Here is a 15,902-nt window from a genome sequence, read left to right on the forward strand (position 1 = left end):
TCATCACCTCAATCTATTTTAGGTGGTGTCGAAAAGGTATGGTGAGGTGCAGGACTTGGAACGGTCCATTCCAATCCTTCCGCCCGTTCCCATGGCTTCGCAGGGGCTTTTTCTCCACCACGAATGCATTTAATGACAACCCACAAGAACAACAACTGTGATAAACCAAATGCAAAACCGCCAATGGAGACAATTTGGTTCACATCGGCAAACTGAATCGCATAATCTGGGATCCGTCTTGGCATCCCCGCCAACCCCAGAAAGTGCATCGGGAAGAACAACACATTGACCGAGATAATCGAAGTCCAAAAATGCCATAAACTTAATTTTTGGTCGTACATATGCCCAGTCCACTTAGGCAGCCAATAATAGGCCGCCGCCATGATCGAGAAGACCGCACCAGACACCAGCACATAATGAAAATGCGCCACCACAAAATAGGTATCGTGATATTGGAAGTCGGCAGGCACTATCGCCAACATCAAGCCTGAAAAACCACCGATTGTGAACAATACAATAAAGGCGATCGCGAACAGCATTGGCGTTTCAAATGTCATTGCTCCTCGCCACATGGTCGCCACCCAGTTAAAGACCTTCACCCCTGTTGGTACGGCGATCAACATGGTGCAATACATAAAGAACAGCTCGGCAAATACTGGCATCCCGGTGGTAAACATGTGGTGCGCCCAAACAAGGAACGACAACAACGCAATACTACAAGTGGCGTACACCATAGAGTGATAACCAAAAAGCTTTTTGCCGCTAAATGCTGGGATAATCGCCGAAATAATGCCAAATGAAGGCAAAATCATGATGTACACTTCTGGATGACCGAAGAACCAGAAGATATGTTGGAACATCACTGGGTCACCGCCACCCGCCGCATCAAAGAACGAAGTACCAAAGTACTTATCCGTCAATACCATGGTGACGGCCCCCGCCAGCACAGGCATAACGGCAATCAATAAAAACGCGGTGATCAACCATGTCCAGACAAACAACGGCATTTTGAACCATGTCATTCCTGGCGCACGCATATTAACGATCGTTACGATGACGTTTATCGCCCCCATGATCGAACTGATCCCCATAATGTGCACCGAAAAAACGAACAACGCGGTGCTATCTGGCCCGTAGGTTGTCGACAGTGGCGCATAAAATGTCCAGCCAAAATCAGGCCCACCACCCGCTGTGAACAGTGAACCAATTAAAATTGCAAACGCGAAAGGCAAGATCCAAAAACTGAGGTTATTCATACGGGGCAATGCCATATCTGGCGCACCGATCATTAACGGAATCATCCAGTTTGCCAGCCCCGTGAAAGCAGGCATCACAGCACCAAACACCATCACTAAGCCATGCACCGTGGTCATCTGATTAAAAAATTGTGGATCAACAAGTTGTAACCCCGGCTGAAAGAGCTCTGCACGAATGATCATTGCCATTGCGCCGCCGGTGAAAAACATGATCAAACTAAACCATAAATAGAGCGTACCGATGTCTTTGTGGTTAGTAGAGTAAATCCAGCGAGCCAACCCTTTAGGTGCGTGGTGCTCTTCATGATCGAGTGCCGCAGTTGAATTCGCGCGACTCAAATCAGCATCGGCGACTGGCGATGACTTGGTTGGGTGAGGAGTCTGGGTTTTCATTGTGCCTCCTTGCCTTGGCTTTGCATCTTAAAGGCATTGATGTCCGCGGCTTGAACCACATCGCCGGTATTATTCTCAAATCCATTACGTTGATAAGTGATTACGGCGGCGATCTCTTGTTCGGTCAGTTGGTTACTAAATGATTGCATCGCGGTACCCGCCACCCCATTTACGATAGTACTGATGTGTGCATCCAAATCGCCCGTAGCCACTGCACTGCCTTTAATCGCAGGGAATGCACCTGGAATCCCCTCGCCATTGGCTTGGTGACAAACCGCACAGCGCTCAACATAAATCTGTTCGCCTTCCAGCATTAACGCTTCGAGAGTTAATACACTGCCTAGCGCTTGTGCCGCCTGCTCTTTGGCTAACGCTAACTGAACTTTCTGATCGGCAAGCCATGCATCGTAATCATCCTCTTCCATTGCGTGTACCACGATGGGCATAAAACCATGGGCTCGTCCGCACAACTCGGCACATTGACCGCGATACACCCCAGGTTTATCAATACGTGTCCAAGCTTCGTTGATAAAACCAGGGATAGTGTCTTTTTTCACCGCAAAATCCGGCACCCACCAAGAGTGAATCACATCATCAGAGGTCATTAAAAAGCGAATTTTACGATTGATAGGCAACACCAACGGGTTATCGACTTCCAGTAGGTAGTGCGCTCCTTTTGCTTCAATACCATCGATTTGCTTCTGACTAGTCGCCAACAAACTAAAGAACTCCACCTCTTCACCAAAGTAACTGTAATGCCACTTCCACTGAGAGCCGGTGATTTTGACGGTAAGATCTGATTGGGTGGTATCTTCCATTGCCACTAGGGTTTTAGTGGCTGGTATCGCCATGGCGATCAAGATAATGATGGGGATGACAGTCCAAATAATTTCAACTTTGGTGCTTTCATGAAAATGTGCAGCCACCGCTCCCTTCGACTTGCGATGTTTAAAAATGGAATAAAACATCGCGCCAAAAACAATCAAGGCGATTGCGCAGCATATGTAAAAAATCAGCATATGCAGCTCATAAACCTGCCCACTGATTTGTGTCACGCCTTGTGTCATGTTTAGTACTGGCTCTTCAGCGCTTGCTGAAAATGCCGATATTGCAGCCCCGACTTTCAATGTTAGCCATAGCCATGCTGGTATTCTCTTCAAAAGAGCTCTCCTCTGCTTCTGCCCAGTCGAGCGCGAAAACGAAAGGTTCAATCACTTTTACGTAGAACATCAGAAACTCTGCTCAACGTCCATTTGCGCTTTATTCGTGCTTTCCATGCGTAATACTTAGATTACATCTCAAATGAAATTGGAAAATTAATTCATTTGAGTTCGCCTAAAACTGACGCAATTTGTTATATTTATGTTAATTAATGCTAGTTATCGATTTTAAAATGTGCAAGAAAGTGCAGTGACAAAATGGTTTAGCGATTGCGCTCTCGCAAATGATAAGCAATATCACCTAAGATAAATGAAACGTCTCATATAGGTAATCACGATGACAGAACAAATGACACAATGGCTGGCACTCGATCCAGACCCAAAAACACGTGAAGAATTGCAACGTTTGATTGCTGAGAATCAACAACACGAATTAACGGACCGATTTCGTAGCCGCTTAGAGTTTGGTACCGCGGGGTTACGTGGCAAAGTGGGTTGTGGTCCTAACCGAATGAATAGATTGGTTATTCAGCAAACTGCGTGTGGACTTGGTCACTACTTACAAAGCCAATTTAGCGATGCTAATCAACGAGGAGTTGTGATTGGTTATGATGGCCGCACCGATTCAAAGCAATTTGCTCATGATACAGCCGCCGTGCTGGCACAGTTGGGTATCAAGGTCTACTTAACTCACGATGTCGCGGCAACGCCTATCGTTGCTTTTGGGGTTAATTACCTCAATACCGTCGCTGCTGTCGTTGTAACCGCTAGCCATAACCCTCCGGAATATAACGGTTTTAAGGTTTACTGGCAAAATGGTGCGCAGATCATTCCACCACACGATTCCGGCATCGCGGCTTGTATCGACGCCGTCGCTAATCAGCCAATTTCATTACTGTCACTTGAAGAGGCTCAACAGCAAGGTAAACTCGAGTGGCTTAATGATGATTACTACCAAACCTATCGCCAAACCATGAATAGCAATACTCTGCTAACTAATCATAGCCAGCCAGATGCGATTGGTATTGCTTACACAGCAATGCACGGTGTTGGCGCAAGAATGGCAGAAACCCTACTTGCGGATGCCGGCTTTAGTAAAGTTTACAGTGTAAAAGAGCAACGCGAACCTGATGGTTCCTTCCCGACGGTTAACTTCCCTAATCCCGAAGAAGCCGGCGCTATGGATATGGTGATCGCTCTTGCCAAACAACACAACGCGCAATTAGCCTGCGCCAATGATCCCGACGCTGATCGTTTTGCCGTAGCGGTTCAAAAACCCGACGGCGACTACCAAATGTTAACCGGCGATCAAGTTGGTGCACTATTTGGTCATTACTTACTCAGCAAAACAGAATCGTCCAAGCAACTGGTGGGCAACACCATCGTTTCATCTAGCCTACTCAGTAAAGTTGCCGCAGCTCATGGAGCTGAGTATTTCCAAACCTTAACTGGATTTAAATGGCTCACCAACGTCGCGATGCAAAAGCAATCTGCAGAACATCAATTCTTATTCGCTTATGAGGAAGCGCTTGGTTATACCGTCGGAAGCAAGGTGTGGGATAAAGATGGCTTATCGGCACTCGTCGCTTTCGCTCAGTTGAGTGCAGAACTTTACAGCCAAGGAAAAACGATTTGGGATCAGTTAGAAAGCCTCTATCGCCAGCATGGTATATTTGTTAATGCTCAAAGAAGTATCGCCCTAGCACCAAATACGCCACCCGTCGGCGATAAACTGCGCACGGAGCCGCCAGTTGCGATTGCCGGACGTAACGTAGAGCTCACCGAAGATCTTAAACACCAGCGTCGCCACTATGCTGATGGCCGTATTGAAACGATTGATTTACCGAGTAGTGATGTACTCATTTATCACCTTTCTGGAGGTGCTCGCGTTATCGTGCGACCATCCGGTACGGAGCCAAAATTGAAGTGCTACTATGAAGTGGTTGAACCCATTTCGAGCGATGATGACTATTCTGCATCACTTGAAAAAGCTCAATTATCGATGGATATGCTCATTGCAGAGCATCAACATATGATTTAAGTTGACGCTAATATCGTCGAAAAAGCAAAAAAAGCATGGTAAAACCATGCTTTTTTATATTATCAAACAGACTTAGAAGTTTTCTCTCTAACCAATTCGCTTTTGCAAAAAGATTTTATCGACACCCGCCATCGGATAACCACTATAGCGACCGACTTCTTCAAAACCGAGTTTGAGGTAGAAGTCTCGCGCTTGAAATGAAAACGTATCCAAATAGATATCCGTGATACCCATTTGTTGAACTTTGCTCTCGGCTAAACTGAATACTTCTCTGCCCAGGCCTGACTTACGTTTATTCTCATCTAACCAAAAATATTTTACAAATAGGGTATTCGTATAGATTTCGCCAAACAGGCCGCCACAAAACTCACCATTATCATTGGTCGCAATACACGCCACATCGAGGCTATCTTCATGAGGGAATACTTTCATATTGAAGGCATGAAGGCCTGCATGAATTTCTTGTTTAATGCTTTCTTCAGGATCGATCAAAAAGTCTATCTGCATATTCTATCCTCAATTCAGAGTACCACTGCTCTATTATGCGGTCGTCACCATAAATGCCAGGCATAAAAAAGGCCAGCAATGATGCTGGCCGATACAATAATTGTGTTAACTAGGCTTGAAAAAAGCTATTCAGCATCCACAAAGCAAGTACTAAAAAGATCGCGCCCATAAACTTGTGTTGATAGGTTCTAAATTTAGCATTTTCAAGCAAACCTTTCCCCATAGTTCCAACGAGAGCGACTAATAAGAGATTGAAGATCAGCCCCAAAACATTGAGCACCAGTCCGAGTGCTAACATTTGCTCACCCGAGGTCGCGGCAACTTTAGTGGAAACAAATTGTGGTAAAAACATCACAAAGAACACCAATGCTTTCGGGTTGAGTAGGTTACTCACCAATGCTCGCTGGTAAAATTTGGTCGCCATCTTACTCTGACCTTCGAGTTCAGGCGCATCGATGCCTTGAGTGCGAATACAATCCCAGCCCATTTTTAGCAGATATGCCCCACCAAGTAAGTGCAATGCTTTTAATGCCATTGGGCTCATCGCGATCAGAGCTGACACGCCTAAAGCGGCAAGCAAAGTAAGAATAATGCCCGATGTAGCATTACCTAAACTGGCAAAAATACCCACGCGACGACCATAGCTAATACTTGAACTAGCTATCAGTAACATATCTGGCCCAGGAAGAAGCAAAAGTGCCACCACTGCCGTTAAATAGACAGGCAAAATAGAGATATCAATCATAATTATTATTTGCAGCTTAGCGAAAGGACGGGGATTTTATATTGCCCTAACTTTAATATCTAGATTTTATCGCTGACATAACAAACATTTTAGGCATTAGCTATCAACACAGAGTTTGAACTAATGTCGAAAATGCTATTTATCAATAGCCTAGAGTTTGAGTGACTAAAATTCGTGCCGATCATATAGTGAGCAAAGAGCAAGTTTGTACAAAAACTTCTGTTGGGGATCATCTATCCTGTCAGTAACCCATTTGGCAAGGAGCGCTGTTCACTATGGCCGACAATCATTTTAAAGAGAGTGCGAAGTTTCAACTAGCGCAAGAGCTCGGTGGCTTAGAGTTAATCGACGCTAAATATAAGCACCAAAATTTTCTCGCCATAGCCACGAGGGCTATACCGTTGGGGTAATTCAAAAAGGCGCGCAACGCTTTTTCCGTAATGGTGGTAATCATATTGCACCAGAAGATAGCATTATATTGGTCAATGCCGAGCAAGTGCATAATGGCCAAAGTGCCAGTGAACATGGTTGGGAATATAAGGCAATGTATCCCCTGCCTAAGCAGTTTTCATCGCTCACGGACGGCATCAGCCATGAGGCCATGGTTCCCTATTTCCCTGAACCGGTTGTTTACGACCCTGAAATGGCACAACAGCTACGTTTGGTTTTCGATACCTTAGAAAACTCGGATAACCGCCTACTAAGGGAAACCTTAGTCTATGGGACGTTAGTCAAGCTGATGGCTCGCCATGCAAAGAAATACACCGTCAATGAAGAAAAAAGCCGCAATCAACGTCAGTTAATGCTAGCGAAAGAGTTCATTGATGACTTCCCTCAAGCGGATGTCTCTTTGGCGGAGTTGGCGAAACTGGCCAACCTCAGTCCTTACCACTTCGCGCGTTCTTTCCAAAAAGAGTTCTGCTTTTCACCGCACAGCTATCAAATCCAAGCTCGTTTGCGCTATGCCATGACGTTAATGAAACAAGGACACCGCCTAAGTGATGTGGCACAAGAGTCAGGCTTCCATGATCAAAGCCATCTGCATCGACATTTTAAACGCGCAATGGGCGTCACTCCAAAGCAATATAAACAATCACTTTAACGGCAATTTTGTACAAGGTTTGTTTATCTCAACATGGCGTAATGTGGATAAACAAAATCAATAAGGAAGTATGTATGGGCAAGCCGCACCGCAGCCAAAAGCATGATTCAACCCAGAGTAATTCGTCAGAGCGAACTTCGATAGAAAATGTCTCAATCGACAATAGAACAACTGACCAACCAGCCCAAAGCAATCGACAACTCTTTTTACGGGGCTGCATCGCCATGGTGCCGCTTAGCATCGCGGTTGTTCCATGGGGATTATTAGCAGGCTCCTATGCGATTGATTCAGGCTTGAACCCCATCGAAAGCCAAGCATTGTCAGCAATTTTGTTTGCGGGATCAGCCCAGCTTGTCGCAACAGGGATGATGAAAGCTGGCGCTGGCATCGCAACGCTATTACTGACGACCTTATTCATCACCTCGAGACACTTTCTTTATAGCGTATCGATGCGCAGTACGATTGGTAAACTTCCACTACGCTGGCGGCTAGCGTTAGGTTTTTTGCTCACCGACGAGCTATTTGCTATTTGTGGCAACCAAACCACTCAACGTTTTGAGCCTTGGTACGCTCTCGGGGCTGGGCTAAGCTTCTATCTATGTTGGAATTTAGCTACCTTTGTGGGCATTGTCGCTGGCAGCTATATACCCGCGATGAACGAGCTGGGACTTGAATTTGCCGTCGCAGCCACATTTATCGCCTTAGTCATCCCTAATGTAAAGAACTCCCCGACTTTGGCAGCTGTTATCGTGGCTTTGATCCTTTCGGTAGCACTTAACCTTTTTCACGTCGAAGGAGCATTAATGATCGCCAGCCTAGGCGGCATGTTAACAGGTTATTTGGTTGAAACTTTGCGCGGAGAGCAAGCATGACCATACTTTCTATTTTCGCCATGGCTGGGTTAGTATTTTTCAGCCGCTATGTCTTTCTCGAGCCAAAGTTGCCTTTACGACTCGCGCCTCAAGTACAGCGCATTCTGAGCTATTCAGGCCCTGCAGTACTGACTGCCATTCTAGCGCCGATCGTTTTTCTACCCGAGGGGGAATTATGGCTAGCCCCGACTAACCCTTACTTACTTTGCGCGATATTAGCGGCCATATTGATCTATAAGACTGCCAATGTGCTGTTAACAACAGTAGTCAGTATGGTGGTGTTTTTACTGATTAATAATTTGCTGTTGTAAGCAATGCCAATCCACATCCGTAGTCATTCAACAAGCGGCATAGGGCCAAGGCAACAACGCCAGCAATCATTGCTGGCGTTGTTTTTAATCTTAGTGGCCTAGTTTGCTAGCCACTCTATTTCAATTAACGTTTTTCCTGCGTGGATCAAGCGGCCGAGAAATACATCCCCTTGCTGTACTTCACCCACGCCTTGCGGGGTGCCACTCATGATGACATCACCATCGCACAAGGTCGTGTAACTTTTTAGCTCAGCGACGATTGTTTGTGGTGAATAAATCATCTGTTTTACTCCCCCACGCTGTACTCGAACGCAGTTGATGAATAGTTCAATCTCAAGCTCGTCAATCGTTAGACCAGCTAAAGGAATAAATCGACTAAACACAGCAGAACCATCGAATGCTTTGGCTCGCTCCCAAGGTAGACCTTTCTGTTTTAGCTCCGATTGAAGTTGACGCTTCGTTAGATCCAGACCAATGCCCACGGCTGACAATTGTCCTTGGGTGACCACAAAGCAAATCTCACCTTCATAGTGCAGAGTCTCTTGATGGTAAGCATTAAGTTGTGTAGTAATCGCGGTTGAAGGCTTATTAAACACGACCATTTGTTGCGGAATCACATTATTCAGTTCTTTAATGTGATCTAAGTAATTACGGCCAACACAAAGAACTTTGGTTGGTGAGAGTGCTTTTCCGTCAACAATAATCGAGTGCATGCCTTCGTCCCTGAGGAAATCGTGAGGGCACATTTTAGCCAAACTAAATCTGCGGAAAACAAAATTTACGTTTAAAAACAAAAAACTCAGAGCTTGCGCCCATTATAGGACAAACTCTGAGTTGTTTTTAATCGACTTGCCTAAGGTATTAACAGCGTAAATCCATATTAGAAGTAGTAGCGAGCACCCGCGGTATAAAAGTCTTCTTCTTTAATGCCGATATCATTACCCAAATCAAACTGGTAACCAGCAAATGTTACAAAGCCCGATACAATCGTGTATTCCACTTGAATCGCACTTTGGCTGTATTGTGTTTTATCCGTTTTGTCGTCTTCGACTGCTTCGTAGTTAACGCTGATATTCACACCATTATCGAGACCAAATGCTGCTAGCGCTTCGTATTGGTAGGTTTCTTCAAGTCCCTTATAAAAGTTCTCATTTTTACCCCATACTAAAGCGGCATAAATCCCTTTTCCGTACGAACCATAATTGGCTGAGACTATATGGGATTTCGCATTCTCGGTATCGATATCACCCGCACTATAGGTATAACCCACCCCAAAACCGGCAAAATCACCACTAATGGCTATTTGACCGCGGTTATCATAGTCAGCATTTGTGGTTGTCACAACGATAGGGCCAGGATTAACAGGTTGACTCTCTTTCGTTGAAGTAGCCGTTTTTTTACCTTGCCAACCGAGACCAAAACTCAGCGCGATATCACTGCTCACTGCAAGAGTATTGCGGTAACTGACCATTTTTTCAGCACGAGCAGAACCGAGGTTGTTGTGATTTGAGTATAAGAAATCATTGGCAAAGGCGATCGGCAAGTCGGCAACGCCTGCCACATCATAGTAAGGAGACCATTGTGTACCGACTACTGCACGTCCGGCTTTGTCGTGACTAGCTCCTATATAACCAAGTCGAGTGGTAAATGAGGTATCGCCGCCTTCTAAATAATTGAGCGCCCACTCACCTTTCGCATCAACCGTAATACCATTACCGATCTCTTTTTTACCTTCAATATTGATACGTGGCGATACCTGATGCACCTCGACATCCACATCCTCACCATAAGAACCATATTTACCAATCCCCACATCAACGTAGCCGCCGACGGAAAGTGTCGTTCCGTCGCCACTGTAAACTTGTGCAGCAAACGCACTGGTTGAAGCGAGTAAAGTTGATGCCACTGCAATGGCTAAGCTATTTAATTTCATCATTATATCCCTATCTATGTGATAGTTTTTTTTTATAAACGTGCTGAATACAACACGCGCTATCCATTCAAATTTAGTAATGAAACTGTAACTTTCAAATGCGAAACGTTGCTTATTTTCACTTGTAGCACCAAAAAACCACCACTAGTGTCAATGTTCATTTTTTAAACGCATAAATTTAAAGACAATATTCTTAGGGATGGATGAAGTACGGCATTTAGTGACAATGATCACAATTCAACTAAGTTATTTAAGTTGTGTGATGCTGAGCACACTAATACCAAGTGCCTATGGTAATTGGCCTGGAGACGGTTTTTGCCAAGAATAAAACGTGAATGTTTTTTACACGGTGAAGAATAAAGATCCAATCAGCGGCTATCTTGGTATTGGTCTTGAAACGCACCGATAACGCAGTCTATTTTCACACCCGGTTCACTGAGGCTGATCGTCAACCTCAGTCTCCTAAGTCTCCCGATTAAATGACATTATGCATTTTGCCATCGATCGCCATACGCCATGGAATAATCAGGTGCTTTGGGCGTGTCAGTCATGGTTTCACTAGCCACTAGAGGGCCAACCACTGTTTTATAAGGTATGAAACCGGCCCAAACAGGTATCGACAGATCTTGTTCATCATCGGCAACGTCATTCTCACTGACTTTGACAGAAGCTTCGGTTAACGGTATCGCCAGTAACATAGTCGCATCCAATTCTTTATCGCTACTCAAGCGAATCTCTTCACACCGACTAGGGGCGATTTGCTCAATAAAGTGATTCAATAGCCTATCTTTCTCAGCTCGTTCTTCAATCGCGGTAAACTGACCAAACACCACCGCGGAACGATAATGCGCACTGTGATGAAAGGCAGAACGTGCCAATACCCATCCGTCGAACAAAGTAAAGGTTAAGCAAGTTGAGTTGCCTTTTTTGAGATTACGCATCAAACGACTATTGTTGGCCCCATGAATATAAACGTAATCATCAACCCGCCAAGCCAACATCGGGATCACTACAGGCCCCGTCTCTTCGCTGATGGCAATATGTGCAATCAATGACTCATCAATAATACTGTGCAGTAGTTCTAATTGAGTACGTGCTTTATGTGCGCCTTTTTTTATCGTACTTCGAGAGGTAGCAGATAACATAAACTTCCCTATTCACATTTGTGTGGTCAACTAACATTGCTTTATCGCTACTATATTGCCAAACTGGTTTGAATTTTAGAGCCAGTTTAAAGCAATTTGTGGATCCAATTTATGTCTCGAATTTCACCTCATATTGATATTGGCGATCTTTGCTTACCAGAGAGTAATGCCACATTACAAGCGCGCTTATTTCATGCGATTCGCGATAAGATCGTGCACGGATTGTGGCCACTAGCAGGAAAACTCCCTTCAACCCGAAAACTGGCTTTAGAGCTTAATCTTAGCCGCAATACCGTTATTGCCACCTACGAACAATTGCTGTGTGAAGGGTACATTGAGAGCCAGCGAGGTAGTGGATTTTACGTTTCACTCGAACTACCAGAGCACTATTTGAACACCAAGAATACCGCCGATACTCCTGCATCACATAGCAAACTGAAACAAGATATCAATCGATCGTTTGCGCCTGGCATTCCAGATCTCACCCAATTCCCATTGAAGAAATGGCAACGTTATCTGCAACGTCACAGCTCTCGCACGCATATTTTAGGTAATAGTGATTTACAAGGCGTACTTGAATTGCGCAGTGCTTTATCAAGTTATTTAGCCTCTAGCCGTTCAGTGGTCTGCCGTCCAGAACAGATCATTATCACTTCTGGCGCGCAGCAGGGGCTTGCCATTGCTGCATTAGCCATTCTCCATCGAGACGAACAAATTTTGCTTGAGCAGCCCGGCTATGTCCAAGCCGACAAAGTGATGAGTTTGGTTGATGCACAGAAACGCTATGTTGATGTCTCCCCGTTTAAAGGCGTGAATATTGAGCAAGTCATTACCAGCGAAGCTAAGGCGCTTTACATCACCCCCAGCAATCAATACCCGATGGGCACCACAATCAACAGTGAACAACGATTAAAACTGATTGATTGGGCAAGCCAAGGAAAGCGTTGGATTATCGAGGATGACTACGATAGCGAGTTTCAGTTTGCACACCGGCCACACACCAGCTTACAAGGGCTCGCTGCACAAATTGGCCTAGATAACTGTGTTATCTACATTGGCTCATTCAGCAAAGTAATGTTCAATGGCTTACGGCTAGGTTATATGGTGGTACCCGATTCTTTAGTTGAACAGTGCCTTGTAATGAAAGATGCATTAAGCGGAGACTCACCTGTCCATACTCAATACGCCCTCGCCGATTTCATTACTGAAGGAGAATTGCTGCGCCACATTCGGAAAATGCGTCGGTTATATAAAGCTAAACACCAAGCAATGCTAAGCGCTATCACGCTGTATTTTGGTCACCATGTTGAAGTCATCAGCCAAGCGGCCGGGCTGCATATTACATTACGTTGGCAAGGGAAGATCGATGAAGAGACTTTACGCCAACGCGCGCTGAACATTAACCTCATTCTGCGTACATTGAGCTACTATCAACCACACGCTAAATCAGGCCGTGACTGGCATGGAGTGGTGCTTGGCTTTGGTAACACCCCGCTCGAGCAAATTCCCGTCTTAGTCGAACAATTGGCTAATGAATTCTTTAAAAATAATTAGCATTTATCGGCGATGGTTTTTTGCTTTATCAAGTGGATTTACTAGACTTATTAAATAGTTCTCGTGATGACGCATAGATAGTGCGTGACGGTTACGCGAACTAGACACAAAGCTATTAATGTAAAATGTACAGTTTTTTCACAGAAACCTTTCGAACTTCTTCGTTTAAGCACTGCGACAACTTTACCTTACAAAACCATCTAATAGCTTTTGTTAACCGCTAATGTTTAGCAATCTAATACGATATTTGAGGTATGTATGTCTGGTAAAATGACAGGTTCTGTAAAATGGTTTAATGAAACTAAAGGCTTTGGTTTCATCTCACAAGATGATGGTGGCGCAGACGTCTTCGTTCACTTCCGCGAAATTGTTTCAGATGGTTTTAAAACGCTGACAGAAGGACAGAAAGTGTCTTTCAACGTCGAGCAAGGTCCTAAAGGCCCTCAAGCGACTCAAGTCACTCCGATCTAATCGGTTGTCCGAATCATCATAGTGGCGTGATACTTCATCACGCCACTCGTCCAAATTCAAACGGTTATTCTCTCTTATCTAATAGCAAACGGATCTCTCTAAGCGTTTGCTCTGCATCTTGGTATTCAACCGCCAACTCTTTCACTACGCCCTTGTGTTGAAAAAACAAGGAAGGGAAGCTGCATCCCCCTATCGAACGAGCCAAAGCGATTTCACTATGGAGCTGCTGATTAAGCGCCTTTGATGCCAATAATTGTCGAAACTGAAAGACATCGAGCTGCAACTCTTCTGCGAGTTGAATTAATACCGCATTGTCACTCGGGTTAAGCGCACGAAGGTAATAGCCTTGTTGAATAGCGGTGATCATCGCCTTTTCTGCCCCTAAATGGCGAGCAGCCAAGACGGCACGACAAGCCGGATAAGTTGAGCGTCGAGGCGTGTTATCACGCCAAAAATCATAGTTGAATTGGGTGCCTAAATAGCGCTCAATTTTCTGCCAATAGGAAGTGATTTGCTGCTGCATTTCCATCGGCATCGCTTGGTCGTTATCTTCCGCCAATCCCCCAACTAAATAGACGACCTCAAGTCGATGAGCTTCATTGTGGATCAATGCTTGTTCGATTCTGTTCCATGTAGGTTTATAACCCCAGCACCATGCACACATTGGATCGTGCACATAATATAGCTTGCTTTGCTCCATTCCCTGATCCCTTCGCGCTTACCACTTCTATTCACTAAAAAGATGCTTCTCGTGAGTAAAATAGAAAATCCCCTCACCACGAGCAATATGCATTTGTCCTGCATTGATTCCCATTTGGTATCCGTCTTCAAGTACCGCTTGGTTCATAGTTAAACGTTTAACTGAAAACTCTTCTGGTGGGGCAATGACACGAATGATCGCATCTTCAGGTGGAGAATGGATAAATTCTAACGATTGATTGTAATTTTCCGCACGGACAAGCATAGACTCCGCAATACGTGGGTATTGAGCAAGTAATCGCTTCATCAACCATGCTGCGCGCATCGGCTTCATGTGATAACTGAGTGGATGTGATAATACAACGGTAATATCTCGCGCACCACGTCGATACGCCTCTTTAACCGGAATTGAATCTGCCACGCCACCATCGGTATAGCAGCCACCAGAAAAGCAAGGAGGTGTGCGATAGGCAATTGGCAATGCGGTGGTGGCTTCGATAACCATTTCCAGATTAGACGGTGTCAATTGGAAGTAGTCTGCATGTCCTGTTTCAATGTTAGTAGCCGCGGCTATCATTGGCGTTTTGAACAGTGCATCATTATCCAATGGATAACGACGATTAGATTCCTTAATCAACCATTTTACATCAACTAAATCGCCGCCTCGAGCAAAGCGGGCACGATTGAAAAAATGTTTGTTGGTGGCGAGTTGAGTAATTACATGGTGGCTTCGACCAGGCGCATGAGAAAGGTAACCCAATAAATTTGACGCGCCTGCGGAAACACCAATCGCAAAATCATAAGGTTTATAATTCTGCGCCATAAATGAATCTAAAACACCACAGGCGAAAATGCCACGCATCGCTCCGCCTTCCACTACCAACGCTGTTTTGCTCATCTCTTTTCTCAATTATTTCATTCTGGCAATAGCTTACTTAATGACGTACTACTGCTCTAATTGTTTCTTGGTATTAGTTTAATGTGTCAAACCTATCAATAAGATTAGCATAAGCAAAATGAAGGATAAAAAATACCCGCACTAAGCGGGTATTATGTTTTCAATAAATGAGCGGTTTAGCAGATTTGACCAGCGCCAATCGCCACATCGTGCGGGTTATCGATCGTCGCTTGTGCAACTAATCTCAAACCTTCAGCAATCACATCCAACGACATGGTCGCTTGATTTCCTAGCGTATCTTGCTCTGGTAATAGTGGGATATGCACAAAACCATGACCAATCTCTTTGTCACGTAGGTAGTGCTGAACACCGTAAAACAAGTGGTTACACACAAACGTGCCTGCCGTGTTAGAGACTTGGCAAGGAATACCATTCTCTTGTAGCGTACGTGTAATCGCTTTGATTGGCAGAGTGGTAAAGTAAGCATCAGGACCATCCACAACAACTGGCTCATCGATCGGTTGATTGCCAGCGTTGTCAGGAATACGGAAGTCATCGACGTTGATCGCAACACGTTCCGGCGTAATCGCTGCACGACCACCAGCTTGACCGACAGTGATTACGTAATCAGGCTGATACTTTTCAATCGCAGCAATCACGGTATCAACCGCTTCATAGCGTGTCACCGGCACATCACAAATAACAATTTCGCCACCGTTTAAGGTTGCGTTTTGCAGTTTTTTTACCGCTTCTAATGCAGGGTTAATCGCTGCGCCACCAAAAGGTTCAAAACCGGTAATCAGTACTTTTTTCAT

At 44.8% G+C, this 15,902-nt stretch carries 15 protein-coding genes and 1 pseudogene; 6 read left to right on the forward strand and 10 right to left on the reverse strand.

From position 1 onward, the window contains the following. Window positions 1-8: 8 nt before the first annotated feature. Together ctaD and coxB are read right to left on the reverse strand one after the other, a co-directional pair. The gene (gene ctaD, locus RJD38_RS15160; RefSeq protein ID WP_005598216.1) at window positions 9-1,649 is read right to left on the reverse strand and encodes a cytochrome c oxidase subunit I; all 1,641 of its coding nucleotides are present in this window, start codon (window positions 1,647-1,649) and stop codon (window positions 9-11) included. Next, window positions 1,646-2,809: a cytochrome c oxidase subunit II gene (coxB, locus tag RJD38_RS15165; RefSeq protein ID WP_081467388.1), complete on the reverse strand. Its 1,164-nt coding sequence runs from the start codon at window positions 2,807-2,809 to the stop codon at window positions 1,646-1,648. The genes ctaD and coxB overlap by 4 nt, the downstream gene beginning before the upstream one ends. A 337-nt stretch (window positions 2,810-3,146) precedes the next feature. Between coxB and RJD38_RS15170 the strand changes: the two genes are divergently transcribed. Next, the gene (locus tag RJD38_RS15170) at window positions 3,147-4,850 is read left to right on the forward strand and encodes a phospho-sugar mutase (protein WP_367971654.1); all 1,704 of its coding nucleotides are present in this window, start codon (window positions 3,147-3,149) and stop codon (window positions 4,848-4,850) included. Window positions 4,851-4,937: 87 nt separating this feature from the next. Here RJD38_RS15170 and RJD38_RS15175 read toward each other — a convergent pair whose 3' ends face one another. Continuing rightward, the gene (locus RJD38_RS15175) at window positions 4,938-5,357 is read right to left on the reverse strand and encodes a GNAT family N-acetyltransferase (protein ID WP_005598224.1); all 420 of its coding nucleotides are present in this window, start codon (window positions 5,355-5,357) and stop codon (window positions 4,938-4,940) included. 109 nt (window positions 5,358-5,466) lie between these two features. Further along, window positions 5,467-6,102, reverse strand: a complete 636-nt coding sequence (locus tag RJD38_RS15180; RefSeq protein WP_005598226.1) for a LysE family translocator — start codon at window positions 6,100-6,102, stop codon at window positions 5,467-5,469. Window positions 6,103-6,377: 275 nt separating this feature from the next. Between RJD38_RS15180 and RJD38_RS15185 the strand changes: the two are divergent. From RJD38_RS15185 to RJD38_RS15195, 3 genes and pseudogenes are all read left to right on the forward strand, one after another. Continuing rightward, window positions 6,378-7,204: pseudogene (locus RJD38_RS15185) on the forward strand (AraC family transcriptional regulator). 74 nt (window positions 7,205-7,278) lie between these two features. Further along, entirely contained in the window at window positions 7,279-8,076 is a 798-nt protein-coding gene (locus RJD38_RS15190; protein WP_083163733.1) for an AzlC family ABC transporter permease, read from the forward strand. Further along, window positions 8,073-8,387 (forward strand): AzlD domain-containing protein, encoded by a 315-nt coding sequence (locus tag RJD38_RS15195; protein WP_065546469.1) that lies wholly within the window; start codon window positions 8,073-8,075, stop codon window positions 8,385-8,387. Before RJD38_RS15190 ends, RJD38_RS15195 begins: the two co-directional genes overlap by 4 nt. A 98-nt stretch (window positions 8,388-8,485) precedes the next feature. Here the strand turns inward: RJD38_RS15195 and RJD38_RS15200 are convergent, their stop codons facing one another. From RJD38_RS15200 to RJD38_RS15210, 3 genes are all read right to left on the reverse strand, one after another. Further along, on the reverse strand, window positions 8,486-9,100 hold the full coding sequence (locus RJD38_RS15200) for a fumarylacetoacetate hydrolase family protein (RefSeq protein ID WP_065546470.1): 615 nt from the start codon (window positions 9,098-9,100) through the stop codon (window positions 8,486-8,488). Window positions 9,101-9,267: 167 nt separating this feature from the next. Next, complete coding sequence (locus RJD38_RS15205; protein WP_367971655.1) at window positions 9,268-10,320, reverse strand: porin; 1,053 nt, start codon at window positions 10,318-10,320, stop codon at window positions 9,268-9,270. Window positions 10,321-10,805: 485 nt separating this feature from the next. Further along, complete coding sequence (locus RJD38_RS15210) at window positions 10,806-11,465, reverse strand: pyridoxamine 5'-phosphate oxidase family protein (RefSeq protein WP_065546471.1); 660 nt, start codon at window positions 11,463-11,465, stop codon at window positions 10,806-10,808. Window positions 11,466-11,576: 111 nt separating this feature from the next. Here RJD38_RS15210 and RJD38_RS15215 point away from each other — a divergent pair, with 111 nt between their 5' ends. Beyond that, on the forward strand, window positions 11,577-13,019 hold the full coding sequence (locus tag RJD38_RS15215; protein ID WP_065546472.1) for a PLP-dependent aminotransferase family protein: 1,443 nt from the start codon (window positions 11,577-11,579) through the stop codon (window positions 13,017-13,019). Between the two features lie 258 nt (window positions 13,020-13,277). Next, on the forward strand, window positions 13,278-13,490 hold the full coding sequence (locus RJD38_RS15220) for a cold-shock protein (RefSeq protein WP_005598240.1): 213 nt from the start codon (window positions 13,278-13,280) through the stop codon (window positions 13,488-13,490). A gap of 64 nt (window positions 13,491-13,554) precedes the next feature. Here the strand turns inward: RJD38_RS15220 and RJD38_RS15225 are convergent, their stop codons facing one another. The 3 genes from RJD38_RS15225 to pcp form a co-directional block, all read right to left on the reverse strand. Further along, the gene (locus tag RJD38_RS15225; RefSeq protein WP_065546473.1) at window positions 13,555-14,190 is read right to left on the reverse strand and encodes a DsbA family protein; all 636 of its coding nucleotides are present in this window, start codon (window positions 14,188-14,190) and stop codon (window positions 13,555-13,557) included. Between the two features lie 27 nt (window positions 14,191-14,217). Next, window positions 14,218-15,087: a patatin-like phospholipase family protein gene (locus RJD38_RS15230; protein WP_005598243.1), complete on the reverse strand. Its 870-nt coding sequence runs from the start codon at window positions 15,085-15,087 to the stop codon at window positions 14,218-14,220. Between the two features lie 176 nt (window positions 15,088-15,263). Then, window positions 15,264-15,902: a pyroglutamyl-peptidase I gene (gene pcp, locus RJD38_RS15235; protein ID WP_065546474.1), complete on the reverse strand. Its 639-nt coding sequence runs from the start codon at window positions 15,900-15,902 to the stop codon at window positions 15,264-15,266.

This window comes from Vibrio scophthalmi (genome assembly GCF_040869025.1).
Lineage (GTDB): Bacteria > Pseudomonadota > Gammaproteobacteria > Enterobacterales > Vibrionaceae > Vibrio > Vibrio scophthalmi.